This window comes from Blautia sp. HCP3S3_C4 (assembly GCF_052064095.1).
Lineage (GTDB): Bacteria > Bacillota > Clostridia > Lachnospirales > Lachnospiraceae > Blautia_A.
Genome location: NZ_JBQHWF010000001.1, coordinates 223,458 through 247,748 on the forward strand (window position 1 = coordinate 223,458; position 24,291 = coordinate 247,748).

The 24,291-nt window shown below is 43.2% G+C and carries 21 protein-coding genes and 1 riboswitch; of the genes, 14 read left to right on the forward strand and 7 right to left on the reverse strand.

All coding sequences use genetic code 11. The features are described from left to right. Positions 1–36: 36 nt before the first annotated feature. The 4 genes from ACTNC6_RS01055 to ACTNC6_RS01070 form a co-directional block, all read right to left on the reverse strand. Complete coding sequence (locus ACTNC6_RS01055; protein WP_173742221.1) at positions 37–654, reverse strand: DUF1836 domain-containing protein; 618 nt, start codon at positions 652–654, stop codon at positions 37–39. A 66-nt stretch (positions 655–720) separates the two neighbouring features. Beyond that, positions 721–1,551 (reverse strand): energy-coupling factor transporter transmembrane component T family protein, encoded by an 831-nt coding sequence (locus ACTNC6_RS01060; RefSeq protein WP_173742220.1) that lies wholly within the window; start codon positions 1,549–1,551, stop codon positions 721–723. Beyond that, complete coding sequence (locus tag ACTNC6_RS01065) at positions 1,541–3,265, reverse strand: ABC transporter ATP-binding protein (RefSeq protein WP_441042970.1); 1,725 nt, start codon at positions 3,263–3,265, stop codon at positions 1,541–1,543. The genes ACTNC6_RS01060 and ACTNC6_RS01065 overlap by 11 nt, the downstream gene beginning before the upstream one ends. Before the next feature lie 141 nt (positions 3,266–3,406). Beyond that, the gene (locus ACTNC6_RS01070) at positions 3,407–3,958 is read right to left on the reverse strand and encodes an ECF-type riboflavin transporter substrate-binding protein (protein WP_441034626.1); all 552 of its coding nucleotides are present in this window, start codon (positions 3,956–3,958) and stop codon (positions 3,407–3,409) included. Positions 3,959–4,149: 191 nt separating this feature from the next. On the opposite strand from ACTNC6_RS01070, the gene pcrA reads away from it, so the two are divergent. Beyond that, entirely contained in the window at positions 4,150–6,384 is a 2,235-nt protein-coding gene (gene pcrA / locus ACTNC6_RS01075; RefSeq protein WP_441034624.1) for a DNA helicase PcrA, read from the forward strand. Positions 6,385–6,462: 78 nt separating this feature from the next. Here pcrA and rlmD read toward each other — a convergent pair whose 3' ends face one another. Next, positions 6,463–7,836: a 23S rRNA (uracil(1939)-C(5))-methyltransferase RlmD gene (rlmD, locus tag ACTNC6_RS01080; protein WP_441042971.1), complete on the reverse strand. Its 1,374-nt coding sequence runs from the start codon at positions 7,834–7,836 to the stop codon at positions 6,463–6,465. Between the two features lie 97 nt (positions 7,837–7,933). Continuing rightward, on the reverse strand, positions 7,934–8,152 hold the full coding sequence (locus ACTNC6_RS01085; protein ID WP_019162731.1) for a hypothetical protein: 219 nt from the start codon (positions 8,150–8,152) through the stop codon (positions 7,934–7,936). Positions 8,153–8,400: 248 nt separating this feature from the next. Here ACTNC6_RS01085 and ACTNC6_RS01090 point away from each other — a divergent pair, with 248 nt between their 5' ends. The 11 genes from ACTNC6_RS01090 to ACTNC6_RS01140 all read left to right on the forward strand — a co-directional run bounded on the left by ACTNC6_RS01090 (position 8,401) and on the right by ACTNC6_RS01140 (position 19,787). Then, the gene (locus ACTNC6_RS01090) at positions 8,401–9,963 is read left to right on the forward strand and encodes a DUF1002 domain-containing protein (RefSeq protein ID WP_441042972.1); all 1,563 of its coding nucleotides are present in this window, start codon (positions 8,401–8,403) and stop codon (positions 9,961–9,963) included. Between the two features lie 10 nt (positions 9,964–9,973). Next, the gene (locus tag ACTNC6_RS01095; RefSeq protein ID WP_441042973.1) at positions 9,974–10,486 is read left to right on the forward strand and encodes an N-acetyltransferase family protein; all 513 of its coding nucleotides are present in this window, start codon (positions 9,974–9,976) and stop codon (positions 10,484–10,486) included. 165 nt (positions 10,487–10,651) lie between these two features. Further along, positions 10,652–11,854, forward strand: coding sequence for a class I SAM-dependent rRNA methyltransferase (locus ACTNC6_RS01100; protein ID WP_441034616.1), 1,203 nt, complete (start codon positions 10,652–10,654; stop codon positions 11,852–11,854). 16 nt (positions 11,855–11,870) lie between these two features. After that, positions 11,871–12,377: a flavin reductase family protein gene (locus tag ACTNC6_RS01105; RefSeq protein ID WP_173742212.1), complete on the forward strand. Its 507-nt coding sequence runs from the start codon at positions 11,871–11,873 to the stop codon at positions 12,375–12,377. A gap of 69 nt (positions 12,378–12,446) precedes the next feature. After that, positions 12,447–12,857, forward strand: coding sequence for a hypothetical protein (locus ACTNC6_RS01110; protein ID WP_173742211.1), 411 nt, complete (start codon positions 12,447–12,449; stop codon positions 12,855–12,857). Position 12,858: 1 nt separating this feature from the next. After that, entirely contained in the window at positions 12,859–13,704 is an 846-nt protein-coding gene (locus tag ACTNC6_RS01115; RefSeq protein WP_441042974.1) for a DUF5685 family protein, read from the forward strand. Continuing rightward, positions 13,697–14,341: a DnaJ domain-containing protein gene (locus tag ACTNC6_RS01120; RefSeq protein WP_441042975.1), complete on the forward strand. Its 645-nt coding sequence runs from the start codon at positions 13,697–13,699 to the stop codon at positions 14,339–14,341. Before ACTNC6_RS01115 ends, ACTNC6_RS01120 begins: the two co-directional genes overlap by 8 nt. 171 nt (positions 14,342–14,512) lie before the next feature. After that, positions 14,513–15,499 carry a diaminopimelate dehydrogenase gene (locus ACTNC6_RS01125; protein ID WP_441042976.1) on the forward strand — a complete coding sequence of 329 codons (987 nt, stop codon included), beginning with the start codon at positions 14,513–14,515 and terminating at the stop codon, positions 15,497–15,499. A 225-nt stretch (positions 15,500–15,724) separates the two neighbouring features. Continuing rightward, on the forward strand, positions 15,725–17,203 hold the full coding sequence (locus tag ACTNC6_RS01130; protein WP_441042977.1) for an N-acetylmuramoyl-L-alanine amidase family protein: 1,479 nt from the start codon (positions 15,725–15,727) through the stop codon (positions 17,201–17,203). 226 nt (positions 17,204–17,429) lie between these two features. Beyond that, on the forward strand, positions 17,430–18,845 hold the full coding sequence (locus ACTNC6_RS01135; protein WP_441042978.1) for a C40 family peptidase: 1,416 nt from the start codon (positions 17,430–17,432) through the stop codon (positions 18,843–18,845). A 179-nt stretch (positions 18,846–19,024) separates the two neighbouring features. Then, a riboswitch (cobalamin riboswitch) is annotated at positions 19,025–19,217 on the forward strand. Positions 19,218–19,493: 276 nt separating this feature from the next. Next, positions 19,494–19,787 (forward strand): cysteine-rich small domain-containing protein, encoded by a 294-nt coding sequence (locus ACTNC6_RS01140; protein WP_186994693.1) that lies wholly within the window; start codon positions 19,494–19,496, stop codon positions 19,785–19,787. A gap of 120 nt (positions 19,788–19,907) precedes the next feature. Here ACTNC6_RS01140 and ACTNC6_RS01145 read toward each other — a convergent pair whose 3' ends face one another. Then, positions 19,908–20,630 carry a phosphatase gene (locus tag ACTNC6_RS01145; RefSeq protein WP_173742204.1) on the reverse strand — a complete coding sequence of 241 codons (723 nt, stop codon included), beginning with the start codon at positions 20,628–20,630 and terminating at the stop codon, positions 19,908–19,910. Between the two features lie 307 nt (positions 20,631–20,937). On the opposite strand from ACTNC6_RS01145, the gene ACTNC6_RS01150 reads away from it, so the two are divergent. Both ACTNC6_RS01150 and ACTNC6_RS01155 read left to right on the forward strand, forming a co-directional pair. After that, positions 20,938–23,463 carry a glycyl radical protein gene (locus ACTNC6_RS01150; protein WP_441034605.1) on the forward strand — a complete coding sequence of 842 codons (2,526 nt, stop codon included), beginning with the start codon at positions 20,938–20,940 and terminating at the stop codon, positions 23,461–23,463. Between the two features lie 15 nt (positions 23,464–23,478). Beyond that, the gene (locus ACTNC6_RS01155; protein WP_441042979.1) at positions 23,479–24,270 is read left to right on the forward strand and encodes a glycyl-radical enzyme activating protein; all 792 of its coding nucleotides are present in this window, start codon (positions 23,479–23,481) and stop codon (positions 24,268–24,270) included. The last annotated feature ends 21 nt before the right edge of the window (positions 24,271–24,291 follow it).

A 24,291-nucleotide genomic window follows, 5' to 3' on the forward strand; every position in this document is an offset into this window, starting at 1 on the left:
TTCTTGAACAGTATTCGTTTGATTATGAGCAGTCAGTTATTTCTTCTTTTTGGAATCCTGTTCTGCTGGTGGATTCATCCCATCGATCAGATGCTCGATCATCATCTTTTTTACATAAACATCGAAGCTTAAAAGACAGATAAAGGAAAAGCGTTTGAGAATTTCCTGGTCTTCTTCATCTGCATCTTTGAAAGTCCCCTGTGCTGTTTTATATTTGCGGAGCAGATCCTTTTTCAGAGATTCGATCTGATCCTTCTCCATGCTGAAAACTTCATTATATATATAGGTCATATCCTTTTCTGTCATAGACTTGAAATATTTCTGCACAATCGGTGTGAATAAAGTCTGTATGTCATTGATAGACAGGATATTCTTGAAATAGTAAATAAAGATCAGCATAAGTACATGCTCTTTGGAATAACGCTTCTTTTCCGGCGAGGGAAGAAGCTTATTTTTGGCGTAATTATTAATCATGGTCTTGGTCAGAATCTTGTCATCCCCGTAGCGCTTGGTGGCAGCCAGCTGTTCTTCCATGAAGGTTGTGACCTGATCCATGTATAAGTCAATATTTGGAATATCTTCCGGTTTAATATAGTCAATCCTGGAAATACTGGACAGAATACTGTTGATCATGTCTTTTTCATCGATTGTCATCTTTCATCACCTCTGTCCCCTATTATATAGTTTCAAATACTACTTGTAAATGTTTTTTTTACTGAATTAGCAAAATGGATTGTAAAAACGTCCGCATTTTATAGTTACTGTCAGACTGAACAATAACAGCAGTACGCCCAGCGCCAGCGTGAGAAAATCTCTGCGTGCAAAAGGCCTTTGGGTGTACCAGGTGCGTTTTTTGTTTTTGCCGAAGCCCCGAAGTTCCATTGCATTGGAGATGGTATCGATCCGGTTCAGACTGGTAAGAATCAACGGCAGCAGTATATTAACGGAGTTTTTTAGCCTGGAAAAGAATCTTTCATTTTTTCCCAGCTCCACACCTCTGGCCTGCTGAGCCTGGCTGATGCTGTGATAATCTCTCTGGATATCCGGAATATAGCGCAGGGCAATGGACACAGAATAGCCTACCTTATAGGAAATACCGATACTGTTTAAGCTTGCCGCAAATTCGCTGGGATCAGTGGCAGAGATAAACAGGATGGCTACAGGCAGGGCTACAAAGTATTTCAGAGAAATATTGACCATATAAAACAGCTGCTCTGCGGTCAGGTCATATCGCCAGAATAAATGGCATAGTACGTGGTGTGTGCCGTACAGATGGGTTCCCTGATTGGGGTCGAACAAAAAGATAAACAGATTGTTCAGCAACAGGAACACTAGCATAAAGATCATCATAAACCGTACTTCCCGAATCTTAATTTTGCTTAGTCTGAAAGCAGCTATGCTTACTGCCAGGAGTCCGAGCAGCACCCAGGTATTGTAGGTGATCATACTTGCAAAGGTAAAGAGCAGGAAGAATGCCAGTTTGGTAGTTCCGGTCAGTCTGTGAATCACACTTTTTCTTGGAAGATAATTTAATACAGTATTAGCGGCCATTGTCCCGTACCTCCCTGTCTTCTTCAATAAAACGTTCCACAAAGGCTTCCGGCGGAGTGATACCGCATCGGTTAGCGAGAGTGAAAAGACTGGTTTCTTTTAACGCGGCCTGAGTGATCAGGGATTCATCACAGAGAACTGCGGCTGCACTTCGGTCTGCGATCAGCTGCCCGTCAGAGAAGACCAGAGCTCTGGGCGTATATTCCAGCATCAGATGCATATCATGAGTGATCATTATAACGGTAACTCCGCGTTGGTTGAGTGTACGGAGAAATTCCATGATCTCTGTATAATGATGAAAGTCCTGTCCTGCAGTAGGCTCATCCAGAATGATCAGTTCCGGATCCTGTACCAGCACGCTGGCAATGGTTACACGTTTTTTCTGACCAAAGCTGAGGGCAGATACCGGCCAGTTACGGAAGGGATAAAGTCCGCAGATTTTTAATGTATTTTCCACTTTTTCGCGAATCTGGTCTTCTGCCATACCGGTATTTCTCAGACTTAGGGCTACCTCGTCAAAAATCATGGTCTTTGAAATCATCTGATTTGGATTTTGCATGACATATCCGATATATTTAGCGCGGCGACGGATATTTTCTCCGGAGAAATCTTTGCCATTAAAAAGTAAGGTTCCCTGATCAGGTGTTTCGAACCCGCAGATCAGCTTGGACAAGGTAGATTTACCTGCACCGTTGCGTCCTACAATGCTGACCATTTCTCCCTTGTATATGGTAAGAGTTACATCCTTTAGTGTGGGGCGGTTCCGGGTATATCCAAAGCTTAGGTTCTTTATCTCAAGGAGCGGTTCCGGTGTGCCGGAAGTCTCAGAAAGTTCTTTTTGATGAAACCAGTTTTGAAGCATTTTCTGATCTGTCTGATCCAGAATCAGAGAATTTACATGTGAGGGCTTTTTGCATGGCGCAATTTCAATTCCGGCATAACGCATAGCGGTCACATACAGAGGCTCACGGATTCCGTTATCTGCCAACAGGGTAGTGGAGAGCAGTTCGTCGGGATGAAGGTCTGCCAGGATTTTTCCCTCATTCACCAGAACGATCCGGTCCACATTTTTCCAGAGGACATCCTCCAGACGGTGTTCAATGATCAGAACAGTGGTGTCAGTTTTCTGCTGGATCTCATCGATCAGCTCGATGGCCTGTTTGCCTGTAGCAGGATCAAGGTTTGCCAGTGGTTCGTCAAAAAGCAGGATCTTTACCTGGTCTACCATGACTCCGGCCAGGCTGACGCGCTGTTTCTGTCCACCGGATAATTCGTGAGGTGCATAGTCCAGGTGATCCTGGATTCCCACCAGTTCAGCAGCATGTCTGGTGATACTGTGCATTTGTTCTTGTGGCATACAGCTGTTCTCCAGCGCAAAGGCAATATCCTCTCCCACAGTCAGACCGATAAATTGTCCGTCTGGATCCTGGAGTACAGTGCCTACATGTGCAGAGAGTTCAAAGATGCTGCTGTGTGGAGCATCTACACCGTCTACAATAAGAGAACCTGTGCATTCTCCGGGATTGGAGAAAGGGTTCAGACCATTGATACAGCCTGCAAGCGTGCTCTTGCCACTTCCGGAGGGGCCGGCAATGAGAACACGTTCTCCCGGATAAATATCCAGATTAATTCCGGTCAGAGTTGGCTTTTTCTGGGCACGGTATTGAAATGAAAAATTTTTAAATGAAATAACAGGTAAGTTTTGTTCTGTCATCTGTTTAACCTCAAATTAATTTCTATAATAATCGAAAAATTGTTCCTATAATAATCACGTACTTTAGAGGGTGAGTCCTGAAAAAGAAAAAGCCCTATCACATAAGCTTTTCGCTAAATGACAAGGCTTTTTGTCTGAAGCTTATTCCTGATCCAGAGATCCTTTTTTTGCGATGGTCTTGGTATATGCCAGAACCAGAAGTCCGCCTACGATTACTGCTGTGATCGTATTGGAGATGGCTGCAAAAGCACCCTGTGCGAATACTTTATTAGCAGGTTCTGCATAGATGAGAATATCCAGTACAGGGGCAACAACGATCCATCCGATCACATGTGCTGCAATATTGGCAATGGTGAAAAGAGTAACCTTTCCTTTGCCAAATTCTCCCTCCTGTACATTCAGTTTTTTGGCAAAGAGACCTACGATCACACCTACGAAAGCAGAAGTGATCACCCAGCTCCACCATGGACTTCCACCCCAGGAAAGGTCGATTAGAGTATGACCGATAAATCCGATAAGTCCCCCTGCTACCGGTCCGTACATAACGGCCAGCAGAGCCAGGACTGCGTACTGGAGACTGATATTGGTGTTAGGTACCGGACTTGGGATTGCGACAAAACGTCCAAGTACAAAGAACAGCGCTGCACCGATACCAACGGCTACAACGGTTTTAATGCTATTGTTGTTTTTCATGACTTATTCCTCCTCAAAAGTGTATGTATGCAGTAGAATCAATTTACTGCAAGTCAGTGTCAGTATAAGGCATTTAATTGTGGATTGTCAATGGACAAACAGGGGTGTATGTTGAAAACTGTTGTGGTATGGTCCGCTTTTGTGTATAATTGGGAGAGAACTGAAATAGCTATCGAATACAGGAGCAGAAAATGAGAGATATTTACAATACATTAAATTCCAGACAGCAGGAGGCAGTATTTCATACAGAAGGACCACTGCTGATCCTGGCAGGGGCGGGCTCAGGAAAGACCAGAGTGCTGACTCACAGAATTGCATATCTGATAGATGAGAAAGGGGTCAATCCCTGGAATATTCTGGCTATCACCTTTACAAACAAAGCTGCCAGTGAGATGAGAGAACGTGTGGATAAGATCGTAGGTTTTGGCTCAGAGAGTATCTGGGTATCTACCTTTCATTCCACCTGCGTGCGTATTCTCAGAAGGCATATTGACAGACTTGGATATGATAACAGTTTTACTATTTATGATACCGATGATCAGAAAACCCTTATGAAAGACATCTGCCGCAGACTGAATGTGGATACCAAGATTTATAAGGAACGTTCCCTGCTAGCCCAGATTTCACATGCAAAGGATGAGCTGATCACTCCGGACGAAATGGAGATGAATGCTGCAGGGGATTACAATAAGAAGAAAGTGGCTGCTATTTACCGGGAATATCAGGCATCTCTGCGTAAGAATAATGCGCTGGATTTTGATGACCTGATTGTGAAAACAGTAGAGCTTTTCCAGAATTGTGGGGATGTGCTGGAAAATTATCAGGAGCGTTTTAAGTATATTATGGTAGATGAGTACCAGGATACCAATACTGCACAATTTAAATTCGTAAGTCTGCTGGCATCAAAATATGAGAATCTCTGTGTAGTAGGAGATGATGACCAGTCCATCTACAAATTCCGAGGCGCCAATATTGGCAACATTCTTGGTTTTGAGCATGTTTTTCCGGATGCTGCAGTGATCCGGCTGGAACAGAATTACCGTTCTACCCAAAATATTCTCAGGGCTGCAAATGAAGTCATTGCCCACAATAGGGCACGTAAGCCCAAGACTCTCTGGACAGAGAATCAGGAGGGAGAGAAAATCCATTTCCGCCAGTTTATGAATGGATATGAAGAGGCAGAATATGTAGTGGGAGAGATTGCCGGAGCGCGCCGGGAAGGAAAAGGAATGTATAAGGATTTTGCCGTCCTTTACCGTACCAATGCCCAGTCCCGCCTTTTTGAGGAAAAATGTCTTCTGGCAAATATTCCTTATAAAATAGTGGGTGGAGTAAACTTTTATGCGCGTAAGGAAATCAAAGATCTTCTCTGTTATCTGAAAACCATCAATAATGCCAAGGATGACCTGGCAGTGCGACGTATTATCAATGTGCCCAAGAGAGGAATCGGAGCTACTACTCTGAGCAGGGTGCAGGATTATGCAGATCAGATGGATATCAGTTTTTATGATGCATTACGTGTGGCAGAGGAGATTCCCTCTATAGGAAGAAGTCTGTCAAAGATTGATGGATTTGTTACTTTTATTCAGGGCCTGAAAAGTAAGGCAGAGGCTTATACAGTCAGAGAGCTTTTGGAAGAAATAATCCGCCTTACCGGTTATGTGACGGAGCTGGAGGCAGAGGATACAGAGGAATCCAGGGCAAGGATTGAAAATATCGATGAATTGATTTCCAAGACGGAAGCTTATCAGGAAGCAGGGGAGGAGAGAGGAGAACCTGCAACTTTGTCCGGATTTCTGGAAGAAATTGCATTGATCGCAGATATTGACAGTGTAGATCCGGATCAGGACTATGTACTTCTTATGACTCTTCATAGTGCGAAAGGTCTGGAATTTCCCAATGTATTTTTGGTAGGAATGGAGGATGGGATTTTTCCTTCTTATATGTCTATTATGTCAGATGACCGTTCTGATCTGGAGGAAGAGCGCCGTCTGTGTTATGTAGGGATCACCAGGGCAATGAAGGAGCTGACCATGACCAGTGCCAGACAGAGGATGATCCGCGGAGATGTCCAGTATAATAAGGTATCCAGATTTGTTCGTGAGGTTCCCAGGGAACTGGTGGATCTGGGCTATAAGGTAGAAGAAAAGAAACCGAAGATCTCAGAATCCCTAACCGGAGACAGCAGTCTTTCCAAAATGAAGCAGGTGTTTGCTGCCAAGCCTTTTCAGGCAACTCAGTTTAAGGTCACCAAGGCGGATTCTTTGGACTATCAGATAGGAGATACTGTGCGCCATGTGAAATTTGGAGTAGGTGTGGTGAAAAATATCGTAGAAGGAGGAAGAGACTACGAGGTCACAGTAGATTTCGATAAAGTAGGAGTGAAAAAAATGTTTGCCGGATTTGCAAAGCTGAAGAAAATCTGAGCAGAAAAGAATACAAAAGAGCGCTCTATGTCAGAGGAAAAGAATCTGACATAGAGCGCTCTTTTTTCTGGGGGAAAATTATTCTGATGTTAAGGTACGCTTTAATAAAGCCACTGTCTCCACATGGACAGTCTGGCAGAACTGATCTACACAGCAGGCTTTTTCCAGGCGATATCCTGCCTCCAGAAATGCGGGAAGATCTCTGGCCAGGCTGGTGGCTTTGCAGGAAATATAGACAATATGATCTACCCCATAGGAGAGGATTTTAGGCAGTGCTTTGGGATGAATGCCGTCTCTGGGCGGATCCAGAATGATCACATCCGGTTTTTGAGTCAGATCATCCAGTACCTTCAGTACGTCACCTGCAATAAATCTGCAGTTTTTCAGATTGTTAAGTGCTGCGTTTTCTCTTGCTGCTTCTACAGCTTCCTCCACAATTTCGACACCGATTACTTCATCTGCTACAGAGGCGGCAAGCTGGGCGATGGTGCCGGTTCCGCTATAGAGGTCAAAGACTACCTTATCTTTGGTATCTCCAATATATTGCCGAACAACGGAATACAGAACCTCAGCTGCCAGAGAGTTTGGCTGAAAGAAGGAAAAGGTGCTGATTTTAAAGCGCAATCCCAGCAGAGTTTCATAGAAGTAATCCTGACCATAAAGGATACGGGTCTCATCACTCTGTACCACATCTGAGAGAGAATCGTTGATAATGTGCATGATGCCTACGATTTTTCCTTCCAATGGAAGGGCGAGAAGCTGATTCTTCAGCGGCTCCAGATCATATTCCTCCTGGCTGGTGGTAATAACATGTACCAGAATTTCTCCGGTAGTTACTCCCCGTCGGAGCAGAAGATGTCGGAGATAACCTGTGTGCTGCATCTTTTTATAATAGGAAGCATTCAGCTTCAAAAAATATTCGTGGACACAGGAGAGGATTTTTGTCATATCCTCATGAACCAGCTTACAATCTGATGCTGTAAGTACATCATAGGTGCTGCCTTTCTTATGAAGACCAAGAGTGAGGGGGCCATCTTTGTAAGCGTCTCCGAAAGAAAATTCCATTTTATTGCGGTAACGGAATTCCATAGGGCTTCCATGGATGCCTTCCCAGCTATAGTCTGCGTTTTCCAATGCTGCGTTCAGAAGCTCCCGGACCTGGCGTTCCTTCATTTCCAACTGTTTTTCATAGGACATGGTCTGGTACATACAGCCGCCGCATTCCGGAAAAATGGAACAGGCAGGGTCTCTGGTTTCCTGAGGAGATTTCTCCAGAACTTCCAGCAGACGTCCTTCTGCCCTGCCGGAACGCTTTTTGTTGATCATAAAACGGATCTTTTGTCCGGGAATGCCATTTTTGACAGTGACCTTCTGATCTCCTATCATCACAGTCCCTTTGTTGGGAAAATCTACTTTTTCAATTGTGCCCTCATATATTTCGCCTTTTTTCATAAATAACTTAAATCCTTTCGTTAAAAAAAAGCTCCGGGTTCAGCCGGAGCTTTCTGATTGCTGTACAGTCAACGAAGACTGCTGATCATATTCTGGATTATTCTTCATCCTCAAAATAATCATCAAAGTCATCATCCAGGTCTTCTTCAAAATCCTCCAGATAATCCGGAGCAAAGAAGCGATAAACAGCAAAGGCAATACCTGCTACTGCTGCGACAGCACCGATGATCGCCAATACCCAGAGAACTGTATTTTTATCCTGCTCTTCTTCTTTTTTCTTTAAAGCTGCTAATAATTCATCAATTTTAATATTCATAACCGCACCATCCTCTCAATCATTAAGTCGGCTGAAGCCATTAAAAGAACAGCCAAATCTGCCGTCTGTTATATTAATGGGATTATTATACCACCTTTGCCTGGATTTTACCATAAGTATCTGAAATTAAATTGATATTAAATTAGAAACCATTAAATTAGAAATACAAATTATAATAAAAATATGTTATAATAAAAGCCACGAAAAAGAACCAGAGGTCTTTTGTTCAAACACAGGGAGGTTATAATATGAAAAATATTAAGAAATTAGGTGCATTGCTCTGCAGTGCATGTCTGGTGGTTTCCGGGACCACAATACCGACAATGGCAGATTCCATGAAGGTTGTAACACTGGGGGCTGACCTTACAGATGCACAGAAGAACACTATGATGAAATATTTTAATGTAAGCAGTGACCAGGTACAGATCCTGACGATCACCAATCAGGATGAGAGAGATCATCTGAGCGCATACGTTCCTATTGAGCAGATCGGAACCAGGACAGTAAGCTGTGCTTATGTAAAGCCAACCACATCCGGCGGAATTAAAGTCCGTACAGCAAACCTGAACTGGGTAACCTGTAATATGATTGCTACATCTCTTTCTACTTCCGGTGTAAAGAATTGTGAAGTTGTTGCAGCATGTCCTTTTGAGGTTTCCGGTACAGGCGCACTGACTGGAATCCAGATGGCTTATGAGACTGCCACAGGCGAGCAGCTGGACAGCACCAAGAAGGAACTGGCAACAGAGGAAATGGTAGTGACAGGAAATCTGGCTGATGAGGTAGGCAAGAATGATGCAACTACTGTTATGAACAATTCCAAGATGCAGGTCATTCAGAACAATGTACAGAATGCGGATGATATCTATAACATTGTAGTGAATGTGGCTCAGCAGAATAATGTAACTCTGGATTCTGACCAGATCAACAAGATCGTAGAGCTTCTGGAGCAGATCGCACAGCAGGATTACGATTATGATGATGTAAAAGCAACTCTGGAACAGGTGGATCAGAATACTTCCGGAAACAGTGATGAGATTGGTGAAGTGGACGAAGAGGAAGATGATACTGTAAATGCAGGGGATTCCGCAGATGGAGATGACATTCTGGGAAGCGTAGATAACAGTGTGCTTGGAGGAGATGTACTGGAGAGCTCCACAGAGGATACCGCTCTGGAACAGGAGACAGGTATGGACACAGGCAGTGCAGATAGCCAGAACGAAGATTCCTCTGATACAGAAGATATGGATAATGGGGACTGGGACGGCAGTGAGGATACAGACGGATCCCTTGATGGCAGTGAAACTGCAGATACAGCAGATGAACTGGATACCTCCTCTCTGACAGAGGATCAGAAAACATTATTTACCCAGACAGAGACATTCTGTAAGGGTGAGTACGAGGGAGATGCAGCTTCTCTTCAGACTGCTATGGGTGATGAAACTGCAGTTTCCACAGTTGTGCTGGATGCAGAAAACGGAGCAACTCTTTCTAAGGATGTAGAGAAAGCATATCTGGATGTACTGAAACAGGGAACTGAGTCCTACCAGGCAGACGGTACAGAGCTTTATATGACTCCTGAGCTGAATATGATCGATAAGGCACTGAAGGACCTTTTCGGACTGAGTGAAGGTGTACAGGCAGTTCCAGAGCTTAGCGAACTTACAGATGAAGACAGACAGACTCTGTATGATGATACTATGAAATTCTTCCAGAAGCTGTATAATGAGACAGTACAGACCAGTGAAGAGGCGGCTGTGGAGAATGAAGATGGTACAGATGCTGCTGAAGAGGCACAGGTTGAGGAATAAGTAAGGACTTATGGAGTTTCAGATCAGAAAAGCAGAGCCTGCAGATGTCTGGGGGATTATGCGGATCATGGAGCAGGCCGGGAAATGCCACATCCATCCGGAATGGTTTGTGGCAGATGATGAGGCTTATGTAAGAGCACATTTGGAGCAGAAGGGCTTTAGTGTAGTGGCAGAAGCTTCAGATGGAGAGATTGCAGGCTTCTTTATTATCAAGTATCCGGATAAGGATGATAATCTGGGAACCTACCTGGGATTTGACGACAGACAGCTGTCTCAGGTGGCGGTGATGGATTCGGCAGCAGTGGACACTGCTTTCCGGGGAAATGGACTTCAGGGCAGGATGCTGGAAGCTGCAGAAAACCTGTTGGATCCGGACAGATTTGTATATCTGATGTGTACCGTTCATCCGGAGAACAGATTCAGCAGATATAATATGGAGAGTCATGGCTATCAGGTAAAAAAGATTGCCAGATGCTACGGTGGACTGGAACGCTGTATTCTTTTGAAGGAGCGCAGAAGATAAATAAGGGCAGTCAGTGGAATGGAAATTTCACTGGCTGCTTTTTACATTTTGGACGCGAACAAACAATGGGTAGAAAAAAATAAAGTTCTGTGTTAGAATGAATCGTAAAAGTGAAAGAAGAGAGAGTTTATTACGGATTGTTTATGAGCAACAGGAGGATAAAATATGGGTTTTGCAGTGGTAACCCTGAAAAAGGGTGAAGGCAGACTTCTGAAATCCGGAGGTATGTGGATTTTTGATAATGAGATAGATACAATTATGGGCAGCTTTGTAAATGGAGATACAGTGCTGGTTCATGATTTCGATGGATATCCCATGGGAAAGGGATTTATCAATACAAATTCCAAAATTGCGGTGCGTCTTTTTACCAGAGATGAGAGGCAGGAGATTGATGAGGAATTTCTTGAAAAACGTGTGAGGGATGCATGGGAATACCGTAAGAAGGTAGTGGATACAGGAAGCTGCAGACTTATTTTTGCAGAAGCAGATTTTCTGCCGGGAATTGTAGTGGATAAGTTTTCGGATGTGCTGGTGGTTCAGTCCCTGGCTCTGGGAATTGACCGTTATAAGGAACAGATTGTTGAACTTTTGAAAAAAGTACTGGCTGAGGACGGTATCATAATCCGTGGAGTTTATGAGCGAAGTGATGTGAAGGTCCGCAGACAGGAAGGAATGGAACTGGTCAAGGGCTTTATCGGACCGGAATTTTCTACCCTGGTACAGATTGAAGAAAACGGCGTCAAATATGAAGTAGATGTAAAAGACGGTCAGAAAACAGGATTTTTCCTGGATCAGAAATATAACAGACTTGCCATCCAGAAGCTGTGTAAGGGCGCAAAAGTGCTGGATTGCTTTACCCATACCGGTTCCTTTGCATTGAATGCGGGAATTGCAGGCGCTGCCAGTGTGACAGGTGTGGATGCTTCCCAGCTGGCTGTAGATCAGGCTACTGCAAATGCAGCGTTAAATGGATTATCAGACAGAGTAAAATTTATCTGTGAGGATGTATTTGAGCTTCTTCCGGAGCTGGAGGAGAAGGGTGAGAAGTTTGATGTAGTGATCCTGGATCCGCCGGCCTTTACCAAATCCAGAAATTCTATAAAAAATGCAGTAAAGGGATACAGGGAGATTAATCTTCGGGCTATGAAGCTGGTGAAGGATGGAGGCTTTCTGGCAACCTGCTCCTGCTCCCATTTTATGGATTATGAATTATTTACCAGAACCATCGGACAGGCAGCAAAAAATGTACATAAGAGACTGCGCCAGGTGGAGTACAGAACTCAGGCACCGGATCATCCCATCCTGTGGTCTGCAGATGAATCCTATTATTTGAAATTTTATATCTTCCAGGTTTGTAATGACAGATGAAAGAGAGGAAAAATAAATGAGCTTTAGAGAAGTGAAACCAGAGGAACTGACAATGAATCCGTTTACCAAGATTGGTAAGGAATGGCTGCTGATCACAGCAGGAAATGAGGAAAAATGCAACACAATGACAGCCAGTTGGGGTGCCATGGGCGTTATGTGGGGAAAAAATGCAGTAACTGTTTATATCCGCCCTCAGAGATATACAAAGGAATTTGTAGACAGGGAGGAAACCTTTACGATTTCTGTGCTGGGAGAGGATTATCGTAAGGCACTGAATTACTGCGGAACTGTTTCCGGAAAGGGAATTGATAAGATCACAGAGGCAGGACTGACTCCTTATTTTGTAGATGGAACAGCTGGCATTCAGGAGGCGGATATGATTATGGTATGTAAAAAAATGTATCATGATACTATTAAGCCGGAATGCTTTGATGAGACAGAAAATGATACAAAATGGTATCCACAGAAGGATTACCATACAATGTATATTGCTGAAATTCAGAAGGTTCTTGTGAGAGAATAAGGTGTGCTTTTGCTGCTGAACAGGCAAAAATCCTTAAGGGATTTCAGAGAGACTTGAAAAGAGGTAAGGATGAGAGACAAACTGAATAAATTTATGCAGGGACGTTATGGTGTAGACCAGTTATCAAGATTTACCCTGGGTGTGGCGCTTTTTATAGTTGTGATCGGATCTTTCTGCAGAAGAAATATGGCAGGCGGAGTCTTGGATCTGTTAGGCTTTGTACTGATCATATATACTTATGTCAGAATTCTGTCCAGAAATATTCAGAAGCGTTATGCCGAAAATCAGAAATATCTGGCAATGACCCAGAATATCCGTGGCCGTTTCATGAAAGAAAAGCGTATGATGGAGCAGAGAAAAACCCATCATATTTACACCTGCCCGGGCTGCGGACAAAAGATCCGCATTCCCAGAGGAAATGGTCAGAAGATAGAAATTGAATGTCCGAAGTGTCACAGTAAGTTTATCAAGAGGAAATAAAATGTTTGGCTATGTGGTAATGAATAAACCGGAGATCAGGTTTAAGGATTTTGATCTGTATCGATCCTTTTACTGCGGTCTCTGCAGAGAGCTGAGAGAAAAATATGGGATATCCGGGCAGATTACCCTGACTTATGATATGACTTTTGTGGTTGTACTTCTCAGCGCACTTTATGAACCACCGACTCAAAAGGGAACAACCAGATGTGTGATCCATCCTGTATGCAGACAGCCGGTCCGGAAAAATGCAGCCACAGAATATGGAGCAGATATGAATGTCCTTCTCACATATTATAAATGTATGGATGACTGGGAAGATGAGAAAAAGTTTGCTGCATTGGGATATGGGAAAATTCTGCAGAGGAAAAATAATCGGCTGAGCCGCCGGTATCCGGAGAAAGCAGAGAAAATCAGAAAATTACTTGAAAAATTATCTCAGATGGAAAAGGCAGGAGAAACAGATATTGACAAAATGTCAGGCTGTTTTGGCCAGATCATGGAGGAGATTTTTGCCTGGAAAAAGGATGCGTGGGAAGACTCTCTGCGCAGAATGGGATTTTATCTTGGAAAATTCATTTATATTCTGGATGCCTATGATGATGTGGAAAAAGATGTAAAAAATGGAAATTACAACCCTTTTGCAGAAAAATATATAATGAAAGGGTTCGATGAGCAGGTACGGCAGCTTTTGATCATGATGATGGCTCAGACCTGTAGAGAATTTGAAAAGCTTCCTATTATAAAGTATACAGATATTTTGAGGAATATTCTTTATTCCGGTGTGTGGTGTCGTTTTGAGACGATTGCCAGGAAACGAAGGAAAGCAGGGGAGAAAAAACATGATTGATCCGTACAGTGTGCTGGGAGTGTCCCGGGACGCGTCAGATGATGAGATAAAAAAAGCATACCGTCGGATGAGCCGCAAATATCATCCGGATGCAAATATTAATAATCCCAACAGGGAACAGGCTGAGGAGAAGTTTAAACAGGTCCAGCAGGCCTATGAGCAGATCATGCGGGAAAGGGAACAGGGAAGCAGTTATGGAGACTCTTATAGTGGATTTGGAGGCTTTGGCGGTTATTCCGGAAATTCTGGCAATGCTTATCAGGATGAGGAAAGTGTTCGCAGGCAAGCGGCAGCAAATTATATTCAGAGCAGTCACTTCCGAGAGGCTATGAATGTGCTGCAGTCTCTTTCTCAGCGTAATGGCCAGTGGTATTACCTTTCATCAATGGCAAATATGGGGCTTGGAAATAATGTGAACGCTCTCAGCGATATCAGGGAGGCAGTCCGTCTGGAACCGGATAATATGCAGTATCAGATGCTTCTTCAGCGAATGGAAGGGGGCGGCAGCTGGTACCGGGAAATGCAGAATCCTTTTGGGGGCATGCCGACCGGCGGTGATGATTACTGCATGAAGCTTTGTCTGGCAAATCTGGCCTGCAGTCTCTGCTGTCCAGGTGGAGGTGTATTTTGTTGTTGATTTTTGTAACAAATTGGTTACTGTTCACAAACTGCACACGGAATTATAAAACTTCCATTAATGGATTGACAATCAAAATGGAAAATATTACTATAGTAAAGTGATAATGCGCAGCCGTGATGACGAAAAATAGCTGCGATAATAGAAGAAAGGTTACAGGAGGAAATCATAATGAGTATTCGTATTGGTATTTTGGGCTACGGCAATCTTGGCCGTGGTGTAGAGTGCGCAATCAAACATAATCCAGATCTGGAGCTTGTGGCTGTGTTTACACGTCGTGCTCCGGAAACCGTTAAGATTCTTACAGAGACAGCAACAGTATATTCTGTCAGTGATGCTGAAAAAATGAAAGATAAGATAGATGTTCTTATTATCTGCGGTGGAAGTGCAACAGATCTTCCGAAACAGACGCCGGAATATGCAAAGATGTTTAACGTAATTGACAGCTTTGATACACATGCAAGAATTCCGGAACATTTTGAAGCAGTAGATGCGGCAGCAAAAGAAAGCGGTCATATCGGTATTATTTCAGTAGGCTGGGATCCGGGAATGTTTTCACTGAACCGTCTCTACGCAAATGCAATTCTTACAAACGGAAAGGATTACACATTCTGGGGCAAGGGTGTAAGCCAGGGACATTCAGATGCAGTACGCCGTATCAAAGGTGTAAAAGATGCAAAACAGTACACAATTCCTGTTGAAACAGCACTGGAAGCGGTAAGAAACGGAGAGAATCCAGATCTTACAACAAGACAGAAACATACAAGAGAATGCTTCGTAGTTGCAGAGGAAGGTGCAGATCTGGCACAGATCGAGAACGATATTAAGACTATGCCGAATTATTTCTCAGATTACGACACAACTGTACATTTCATTTCTGAAGAAGAGCTGAAGCGTGATCACAGTGGAATCCCCCATGGTGGTTTTGTGATCCGCTCCGGAAAAACAGGATGGAATAATGAGAACAATCATGTGATTGAATACAGCCTGAAACTGGATTCAAATCCGGAGTTTACTTCTTCTGTACTGGTTGCTTATGCGAGGGCAGCATACCGTATGAACAAAGAAGGTCAGACAGGTGCCAAGACAGTATTTGACGTGGCTCCTGCATATTTAAGTTCTGCCGATGGGGCTGAATTGAGAAAACATCTGCTGTAAAATCGAAAAGAGACAGGGCTTTTTTGTTAGCTTTGTCTCTTTTTTGCTGGAAAAACCTGTGGTGATTTAGTGAAAATTTAACATATTTTTACTTCAATGTTGACTGTATGTTGAAGGTGTAATATAATAGGGTCATACAAACGTAACAACATTGTAAAGACTTTACATTTCTGAACATGAAAATGAAACATAATGAAATGTAATAAAAAGAAAAGGAAGGTATGTATGCAAAACGTAAACAAGAAGTTCAGAACCTGGGGGGCGTTTCTGTTCCTGCTGTTTTTTGCTGTATGTGTATCTGTATTTTTTTCAGCTGCGCGGGTTAAGGCCGACACAGAGACTGGATTTGTAACGATTAACGGTAAATCATACTACATAAATAAGGATGGTTCTAAACAGAAAGGCTGGCTGGAGCTGGACGGCAAGAAGTACTATTTTAATGCAAGCACAGGCGTACAGGTAAAGGGCTGGGCCACAGACAGCAAGGGAAGAAAGCGCTATTTCAGCAAAGGCGCCGGAATCATGATGACCGGTTGGCTGACAGACTCCAAGGGACAAAAGAGATACTTCGATGAGTCTACTGGATTTATGCAGACTAAGTGGCTGACACTGAAGGGAAAGAAATATTATTTCTACAGTAAGAGTGGCGTTGCTGCATGTAAAGAGTTTCTGACAGACAGCAAAAAGAACACCAGATATTTTACAAGTGCCTGTTACATGCTGACAGGATGGGCAAAAAATACAAAAGGTGAAGCCAGATTCTTCGAAGAAGATGATGGTATCATGGCAAAGGGCTTCCAGAAGATTGATGGTAAGAACTATTATTTCAGCACAGAAAGCGGTAAGATGGCGACAGGCTGGCAGACCATTAATTATAATAAATATTATTTTGATACTAAGACCGGTGAAATGGCAACAGGCCAGGTTACCATTGACGGTAAGAAATATACTTTTGATTCCAACGGTATTTTGCTGATCACTCCGGAATCAAACGGAAGTAAGACGATTAAGAATTATCTTGCGGGAGCATTGCTTCCGGTAGGAAAAGCCCTTTATGTATGGGGTGGTGGATGGAATGATTCTACCCGTAAGGGACTTAGTCCTACCATGACTGCTTTCTATAACAGTCAGACTGCAGATTATAATTATAATAATTACAGAGACCTGAGTACTGAAAACAGAGCAAAAGGTTTTGACTGTTCCGGTTTTGTTGGCTGGGCTGCATATCAGGTGATGCAGACGAAGTCAGGAGTTGGAAGCGGATATACAGTTGTTTCCGGTGAAGTTGGATCTACCTATAAGGCAAGAGGCTGGGGAAGCATTCTTACACAGTCTGATCTGTCAAAATCCGACTGGACATTCAAACCTGGTGATATTGGTTATAATGAAGGCCATGTATGGATTGTTCTGGGACAGTGCAGTGATAAGAGTCTTGTAATTGTTCATTCTACACCAAATGCAGGTGTACAGATCGCAGGAACTCCTACACCGAATGGAACGTATGGAAGTCAGGCAATTGCACTGGCACAGAAATATATGTCCAGATATCCGGGATATGCAAAATATGGTTCTGCATATCACACATCCAGCGGTAATTACAGCCGTAACGGAAACTATTTCAGATGGAACAGAAATACACTTTCTGATCCGGATGGATATCTGAGCAAGACCGCAGATCAGATTCTGGCAGATCTTTTCAGTTAAGAAATTGAGAGATGCATTCAAATTCAATATGAAATGAAAGAAGCAGCTTGTCCGTTGGGACGGCTGCTTTTTTGCGTAAACATTACTAAATGTTACGGAAATTTAAAATAATTTATAAAAAATCCTTGCATTCATGGAAATGATGTGTTAATATGAATAAGACTTAAAATAAATATTACGAAACTATTACATAAAAAGAAATAAAAGGTTACGAGGACGAGAGACCATGAAGAAAAAAATTGTATGTCTTACATTAGCACTGCTTATGACTGCATCACAGGCCGTAAGCGTAAGCGCTTCCAGAGAAGATGATTTAAGAGAAGAACAGGCGATTACAAGCCAACAGCTTGATGCCACATATTCCCGCATGGATGAACTGGCAAATGCAAAAGCACAGCTTGAGAGTGAAATTTCAGAGTTGGATTCCAATCTTGTTAATGTTATGGTTTCCATCGATACTCTTAAAAATGATATCAGCAATAAAGAGGTTGATATCATCAGAACAAAACAGGATCTTGCAAAAGCGCAGAAAGCCAGAGATAAGCAGTACGAGAGTATGAAGAAGCGTATCCAGTGTCTGTATGAGCAGGGTGGTGATTCTGCATGGTTCCAGATGATGTTGAATTCCGAAGATCTCAGTGATCTTCTTACACGAGCTGAGAATACCCAGCAGATGTATGAACAGGACAGAAAAAATCTGGACAAATATGTGAAGACCATTGATGAAGTAAATAATTTAAAAACACAGTATGAGTCTGATAAGGCAGAGCTGGAAGAGATGAAATCTTCTTATGAAGAGCAGTCTTATACTCTTCAGTACCAGATTGATCAGAAAAAATCTGAGTCTGCTGATTATGAAAATGAAATCGCATATGCACAGCAGCAGGCAACAGAATATGCAAATCTTCTGGCAGAGCAGACAGCAGAGATCCAGCAGTTGGAAGCAGAGCGTATTGCGGCAGAGGAAGAGGCCAGACGTCAGGCAGAGGAAGAAGCTGCAAGACAGGCGGCAGAAGAAGCTGCTGCAGCAGAGGAAGCTGCAAACTCAGAAGATGTAGAGTATGATGAGGATGGAAATCCGGTTGAAAATACAGATGAGGATACAGACGAAGATAACTATGAGGGATCAGACGATGTAGAATATGATGAAGATGGCAATGTCATTGATAATGCACAGTCCGGTGAGGATGTGGAATATGATGAGTATGGCAATGTTATTGATTCTGACAATACAGTATCAAAGGAAGATTATGAAGAAGAACAGTCTTCTGATTCTGACAATTCTTCTTCTGGTTCAGGCTCAGGCTCTTCTGTAGTGGATTATGCTACACAGTTTGTGGGAAATCCATATGTATGGGGAGGAACAAGTCTTACAAGTGGTGCAGACTGTTCTGGATTTGTACAGAGTGTATATGCCAACTTTGGAGTAAGCCTTCCGAGAACTTCTTATGAACAGCAGAATTGTGGAACAGAAGTATCTTACGCAGATGCGCAGCCAGGTGATCTGATCTGTTATGGCGGCCATGTGGCAATTTATATGGGAAATGGACGTATTGTACATGCATCCAACTCTGTAGACGGCATTAAGATCAGCGACAACGCTGCATACAGAACAATTGTATCAGTAAGAAGACTTGTATAATCTGCAAAAGATTATATCCGATAAAAAATAATGAGGAAAGACCGGGTGACGTCCATATGTGTTGTTGCCTGGTTTTTTATTTGAAAAAATTTTTAAAAAGTATATAAAAAAGTTTCTGAAAAACTTTGACAAATAGTTGACATTCTCTAACAGTGATGCTATTATAAGGACAGTATAATTCCATATAGAACATATTAAGTGCTGATACTGTTATTTATACAGTACAGAGAGAGGGAATCAGGTGAGAAACCTGAGCGATCCGGTCACTGTAACAGAGGAGCAAATCTCGCAGATCCATTGTGCCATAGCATGAGAAGGAGAGAGGAGCGATGAGCCTGGAGCCAGGAAACCTGCTTAGTATGGCGAGGTTAAACTTCCGTGTAAAGTGTAACAACCAACTCCGTTGAATCCGCAGCTTCGGAGCGTTGTCTGCTTTTTCGAAGGCAGACATTTTTTATGGAATGCGCCTGTTCTTTATGAATTATACATGATTAAATGGCAGGCGATACTACTTCGGAAATATTCGTTCCCTCCGCGCACTCATGAACGGATTAATCTTCTACCCCGGAGTAGCATCGCTCCCTCTTTATTATGGAGAAAATCATAGATTGATCTGTTGTCTGCCTATTTGGAAGAAGGGAATAAGATATGGAAAAACCATATTGGGAAGATAAAGAGTATTCTTTTTTCAGTCATAAAAAATGTGAGTTTTTTCCCTGCCATAAGGGAGCAGATCCTGAGGATTTTAACTGTTTGTTTTGTTATTGCCCTTTATATGCACTGGGGGATCAATGCGGTGGGAATTTTCGATATACAGACAGTGGGCTGAAGGACTGTACCAACTGTCAGCTTCCTCATAAGAGAAAGAACTATGGATATGTGACCGGGAAATATCAGGAACTGGCTGAGCTGATGAAGAAAATGCGTGCAGATCAGCAGTAAGGCTGGCTGACCGGTGAAAATAAAAAAGATCATCAATGGATATTTATATGAGAAATATCTGTTGATGATCTTTTTTTGTATACCTGCATAAGAAATGGTATGAACACATATTGGAAACAACTAACGGGTTTGAAGAAATACCTTCAGTCTGGGAATCTGATTGTTCAGAATCAATGATTCGGGAAAGCCGGTTTGGTGAACGAACTCTGCTGCATAGGTAAAATCTCCTACATGCTCTTTTCCATGGCTGTCGCTGGATAAAACAATGGGAAGCTGATATTTAAGGCAGCAACGAAGGATTTCTGCGTTATTTGCCCTGGTGTCACCGCGGTATCCGCCGGGAGTCAGTGAGACTTCGTTGATTTCAAAAATTACATTTTCTCTGCTGGCTGTATAAGCCAGTGCATCGTAATCCACCGGAAAAGCCGGGTTATCACAATGGCCCAGAACCTTTACGGCAGGATACTTCATTGCATTCTGGTATGCAAGAGTATTCTCTTTGACAGTTCCGGATCTGTAGTTCTGGCCATGCATACTTATGATAGCGTAGTCCAGATTAGACAACAGCTCATCACTTAGATCTACATGTCCCTGAATGTCCAGAATATTGAGTTCTACGCCATAAAGTACTTCTACACCAAAACGCTTTCTGGGGCAGAATGGCAACCCGCGGAAATAAGAAGATGTGCCGGAAGCAAGAGTACCGGGACCGTGATCAGTGATGCCCAGAAGCTTCATGCCTTTGCGTCCGGCTTCTTTTGCCATATCGGAAATTGTGCAGGAAGTACCGTGTCCGCTTGCAATGGAATGTGTATGGATATCTGCAAGATACGTAAGGATCATCCCCTTTTAAATAAAATTAATGACTGTTTTGCAGAGATATTCTGAAAAAATATATATAACAATTATGACAGAAAGAAGAAAGGTTGTCAATTGGGGTTCGGAATAAAAACAACTAAATTTTACAAACAATTCAAACAAAAAACAACATAGAAACAGTTTGAAATATGTTGTTTTTTGTTGACCTTATGAGGCGAATGAGGTATAATGGTTTTACATGAGTACATGAAAAAAAGTGAAAGAAATTTGTCTGAGCGCCGGGAATGGCAATGCGAAGATAAAAACTCCTCTTTCATGAGAAAGGAGAAACATGGAAAAATTTCAAACATCAGATATTCCCAAATCTCCGAGAATCCAGAAGCTGGTAGATGCTCTTTATGAGCATATGCCGGTGATTGAATCTTCCAGAGCGAAGCTTCTGACGGAATCTTATAAGGAGACGGAAGGCGAACCGATCATTACCCGTAGGGCCAAAGCATTTGCACATATTCTGCATCATATTCCGATTATCATCCGCGATAATGAATTGATTGTAGGAAGCAGTACCATTGCTCCCAGAGGATGTCAGACCTTCCCGGAATTTTCCTATGAATGGCTGGAGGCTGAATTGGACACAGTTGCTACCAGAACAGCTGACCCATTTGATATTGCAGAGCAGACTAAAGCTGATCTGCTGGAAGCAGATAAATACTGGAAGGGAAGAACAACCAGTGAACTTGCTACTTCCTATATGGCACCGGAAGCCATTAAGGCTATCGAACATAATATCTTTACACCTGGAAATTATTTCTATAATGGCGTAGGACATGTTACTGTAAAATACTGGGAGGTACTGGAAATCGGTTTCGAGGGTATTATGGAGAAAACCCGGGAAGAACTGAAAAAATGCAATGTAGGTGATGGTGATTATGCCCGCAAATCTCATTTTCTGGAAGCTGTACTGATCAGCTGCCAGGCAGTGATTGATTATGCACATCGCTATGCACAGCTTGCAGAGCAAATGGCGTCACAGTGTACAGATCCTGTCAGAAAACAGGAACTGCTTCAGATTGCTGCAAACTGCAGCAGAGTACCGGGAAAGGGTGCAGACAGCTTTTATGAAGCCTGCCAGTCATTCTGGTTTATACAGCAACTGTTACAAATGGAATCCAGTGGCCACTCTATTTCTCCAGGACGTTTTGATCAGTATATGTATCCATATTATAAGAAGGATGTGGAGAGAGGTGCTCTCACCAGAGAGTACGCACAGGAACTGATGGACTGTATCTGGGTGAAACTGAATGATCTGAATAAATGCCGTGATGCGGCATCAGCAGAGGGATTTGCAGGTTACAGCCTTTTCCAGAACCTGATCGCAGGTGGTCAGAACAGTGAAGGGGAAGATGTGACAAATGATCTTTCTATTATGTGCATTCAGGCTTCCATGCATGTAAGACTGCCTCAGCCTTCCCTTTCTGTAAGAGTGTGGAACGGTTCCCCTCATGAATTCCTGATCAAGGCTGCAGAGCTTACCAGAACAGGAATCGGACTGCCGGCATATTACAATGATGAGGTGATCATTCCGGCATTGCAGAACAGAGGACTTTCCCTGGCAGATGCCCGTGACTATAACATTATCGGATGTGTGGAACCGCAGAAAGCAGGTAAGACAGAAGGCTGGCATGATGCTGCATTCTTCAATATGTGCCGTCCGCTGGAGCTTGTTTTCTCCAATGGTATGGACAAGGGTGAGATGGTGGGTATTCCTACCGGCGATGTGACTCAGATGAACACCTTTGAGGAATTCTTTGATGCTTACAAGAAACAGATGGAATATTGTATTTCACTTCTTGTAAATGCGGATAATGCCATTGATGTGGCACATGCGGAGAGATGTCCGCTACCATTCCTTTCCTGTATGGTGGATGACTGCCTGAAAAAAGGCAAATCCGTTCAGGAAGGCGGTGCAGTTTATAATTTCACAGGACCACAGGGCTTTGGTGTCGCAAATATGGCAGATGGTCTTTTTGCAGTACGCCAGCTGGTTTATGATGAAAAGAAGATTTCCATGAAAGAGCTGAAAGAAGCACTGATATGGAACTACGATAAAGGATTGGATGCCCAGTCTGCCGGAGATATTGGAACAGAGATCCTGAAGGCTATGAAGGCGGCAGGACGGAATGTGGATGCATCTACAGCGGCTGCAGTGCTTAACAGTCTGATCGGCATGAAGCCGGAACCGGATAAGCTTTCCAGATTCAAAGAAATCCACGACATGATCGATGAGGTTCCGAAATTCGGAAATGACATTCCGGAGGTTGACTATTTTGCCAGAGAGGTTGCCTATACATATACCAAGCCTCTTCAGAATTATAAGAATCCAAGGGGCGGACAGTTCCAGGCAGGACTTTATCCGGTATCTGCAAATGTTCCGCTGGGCGGACAGACAGGAGCTACTCCTGACGGCAGATATGCACATACTCCTGTGGCAGATGGAGTTTCTCCGTCAGCAGGCAAGGATGTAAAGGGACCGACAGCAGCAGCATCTTCTGTTGCAAGACTGGATCATTTTATTGTATCCAATGGAACCTTGTTTAATCAGAAATTCCATCCGTCTGCTCTTTCAGGACGGGAGGGACTTGAGAAATTTGTGGCACTGATCCGTTCCTACTTTGACCAGAAGGGCATGCACATGCAGTTTAATGTAGTTGACAGACAAACTCTGCTGGATGCACAGGAACATCCTGAGAAGTATAAACATCTGGTCGTACGTGTGGCTGGCTACAGTGCACTGTTTACAACACTTTCCAGATCTCTGCAGGATGATATTATCCGCCGTACAGAGCAGGGATTTTAACAGAGAGGGGAAAACATGGACTGTTTGGATACAAAGGGCAGGGTGTTTGATGTCCAGCGATATTCTATCCATGACGGACCTGGAATAAGAACTATTGTTTTTCTGAAGGGCTGTGTGCTCAGATGCAAATGGTGCTGTAACCCGGAATCCCAGGAATACAGAATTCAGAATATGAAGGTTCTGGGAGAAAATAAGGTGATTGGTTATGACGCTACAGTCAGAGAGATGATCGAAGAGGTGGAAAGGGACAGGCCTTATTACTATCGTTCGGGGGGCGGTATGACGCTTTCGGGAGGCGAGTGCCTGTGCCAGCCTGATTTTGCCAGGGATCTGCTCCGTGCAGCAAAGGAACGGGGAATCACTACAGCAATTGAGAGTATGGCCTGCGCACCCTGGGAGACCATAGAAGCGATCCTTCCTTATCTGGATACCTATCTGATGGATATTAAGCACACAAACCATGAAAAACATAAAGCCTTTACCGGGAAATCCAATGAATTGATGATGGAGAATGCCAGAAAGGTTGCTGTTTCAGGTAAGACTCACCTGGTGATCCGGGTGCCGGTAATTCCTACTTTTAATGATACGGTAGAGGAGATTCAGGGGATTGCCAGATTTGCGTCAACTCTTCCCGGAGTGGATAAGATACATCTTCTGCCTTACCACAGATTAGGACAGGATAAATATGAAGGCCTTGGAAGACCCTATCTCATGGGAGATATCGAACCTCCGACAAAAGAGCATATGGAAACCCTTAAAAAAGCGGTACATGCTGTCTGCGCACTTGACTGCCAGATCGGAGGATAAAAATAAATATTATATGTGGAA

Excerpts from the sequence above, each read along its gene's own strand:
- ACTNC6_RS01150 (WP_441034605.1), top strand. The coding sequence starts at position 20,938 with ATGGAAAAATTTCAAACATCAGATATTCCCAAATCTCCGAGAATCCAG.
- ACTNC6_RS01120 (WP_441042975.1), top strand. The coding sequence starts at position 13,697 with ATGATTGATCCGTACAGTGTGCTGGGAGTGTCCCGGGACGCGTCAGAT.
- ACTNC6_RS01125 (WP_441042976.1), top strand. The coding sequence starts at position 14,513 with ATGAGTATTCGTATTGGTATTTTGGGCTACGGCAATCTTGGCCGTGGT.
- ACTNC6_RS01130 (WP_441042977.1), top strand. The coding sequence starts at position 15,725 with ATGCAAAACGTAAACAAGAAGTTCAGAACCTGGGGGGCGTTTCTGTTC.
- ACTNC6_RS01155 (WP_441042979.1), top strand. The coding sequence starts at position 23,479 with ATGGACTGTTTGGATACAAAGGGCAGGGTGTTTGATGTCCAGCGATAT.
- ACTNC6_RS01140 (WP_186994693.1), top strand. The coding sequence starts at position 19,494 with ATGGAAAAACCATATTGGGAAGATAAAGAGTATTCTTTTTTCAGTCAT.
- ACTNC6_RS01085 (WP_019162731.1), bottom strand. The coding sequence starts at position 8,152 with ATGAATATTAAAATTGATGAATTATTAGCAGCTTTAAAGAAAAAAGAA.
- ACTNC6_RS01055 (WP_173742221.1), bottom strand. The coding sequence starts at position 654 with ATGACAATCGATGAAAAAGACATGATCAACAGTATTCTGTCCAGTATT.
- ACTNC6_RS01095 (WP_441042973.1), top strand. The coding sequence starts at position 9,974 with ATGGAGTTTCAGATCAGAAAAGCAGAGCCTGCAGATGTCTGGGGGATT.
- pcrA (WP_441034624.1), top strand. The coding sequence starts at position 4,150 with ATGAGAGATATTTACAATACATTAAATTCCAGACAGCAGGAGGCAGTA.
- rlmD (WP_441042971.1), bottom strand. The coding sequence starts at position 7,836 with ATGAAAAAAGGCGAAATATATGAGGGCACAATTGAAAAAGTAGATTTT.
- ACTNC6_RS01115 (WP_441042974.1), top strand. The coding sequence starts at position 12,859 with ATGTTTGGCTATGTGGTAATGAATAAACCGGAGATCAGGTTTAAGGAT.
- ACTNC6_RS01065 (WP_441042970.1), bottom strand. The coding sequence starts at position 3,265 with ATGACAGAACAAAACTTACCTGTTATTTCATTTAAAAATTTTTCATTT.
- ACTNC6_RS01100 (WP_441034616.1), top strand. The coding sequence starts at position 10,652 with ATGGGTTTTGCAGTGGTAACCCTGAAAAAGGGTGAAGGCAGACTTCTG.
- ACTNC6_RS01105 (WP_173742212.1), top strand. The coding sequence starts at position 11,871 with ATGAGCTTTAGAGAAGTGAAACCAGAGGAACTGACAATGAATCCGTTT.
- ACTNC6_RS01060 (WP_173742220.1), bottom strand. The coding sequence starts at position 1,551 with ATGGCCGCTAATACTGTATTAAATTATCTTCCAAGAAAAAGTGTGATT.
- ACTNC6_RS01070 (WP_441034626.1), bottom strand. The coding sequence starts at position 3,958 with ATGAAAAACAACAATAGCATTAAAACCGTTGTAGCCGTTGGTATCGGT.
- ACTNC6_RS01135 (WP_441042978.1), top strand. The coding sequence starts at position 17,430 with ATGAAGAAAAAAATTGTATGTCTTACATTAGCACTGCTTATGACTGCA.
- ACTNC6_RS01090 (WP_441042972.1), top strand. The coding sequence starts at position 8,401 with ATGAAAAATATTAAGAAATTAGGTGCATTGCTCTGCAGTGCATGTCTG.
- ACTNC6_RS01110 (WP_173742211.1), top strand. The coding sequence starts at position 12,447 with ATGAGAGACAAACTGAATAAATTTATGCAGGGACGTTATGGTGTAGAC.
- ACTNC6_RS01145 (WP_173742204.1), bottom strand. The coding sequence starts at position 20,630 with ATGATCCTTACGTATCTTGCAGATATCCATACACATTCCATTGCAAGC.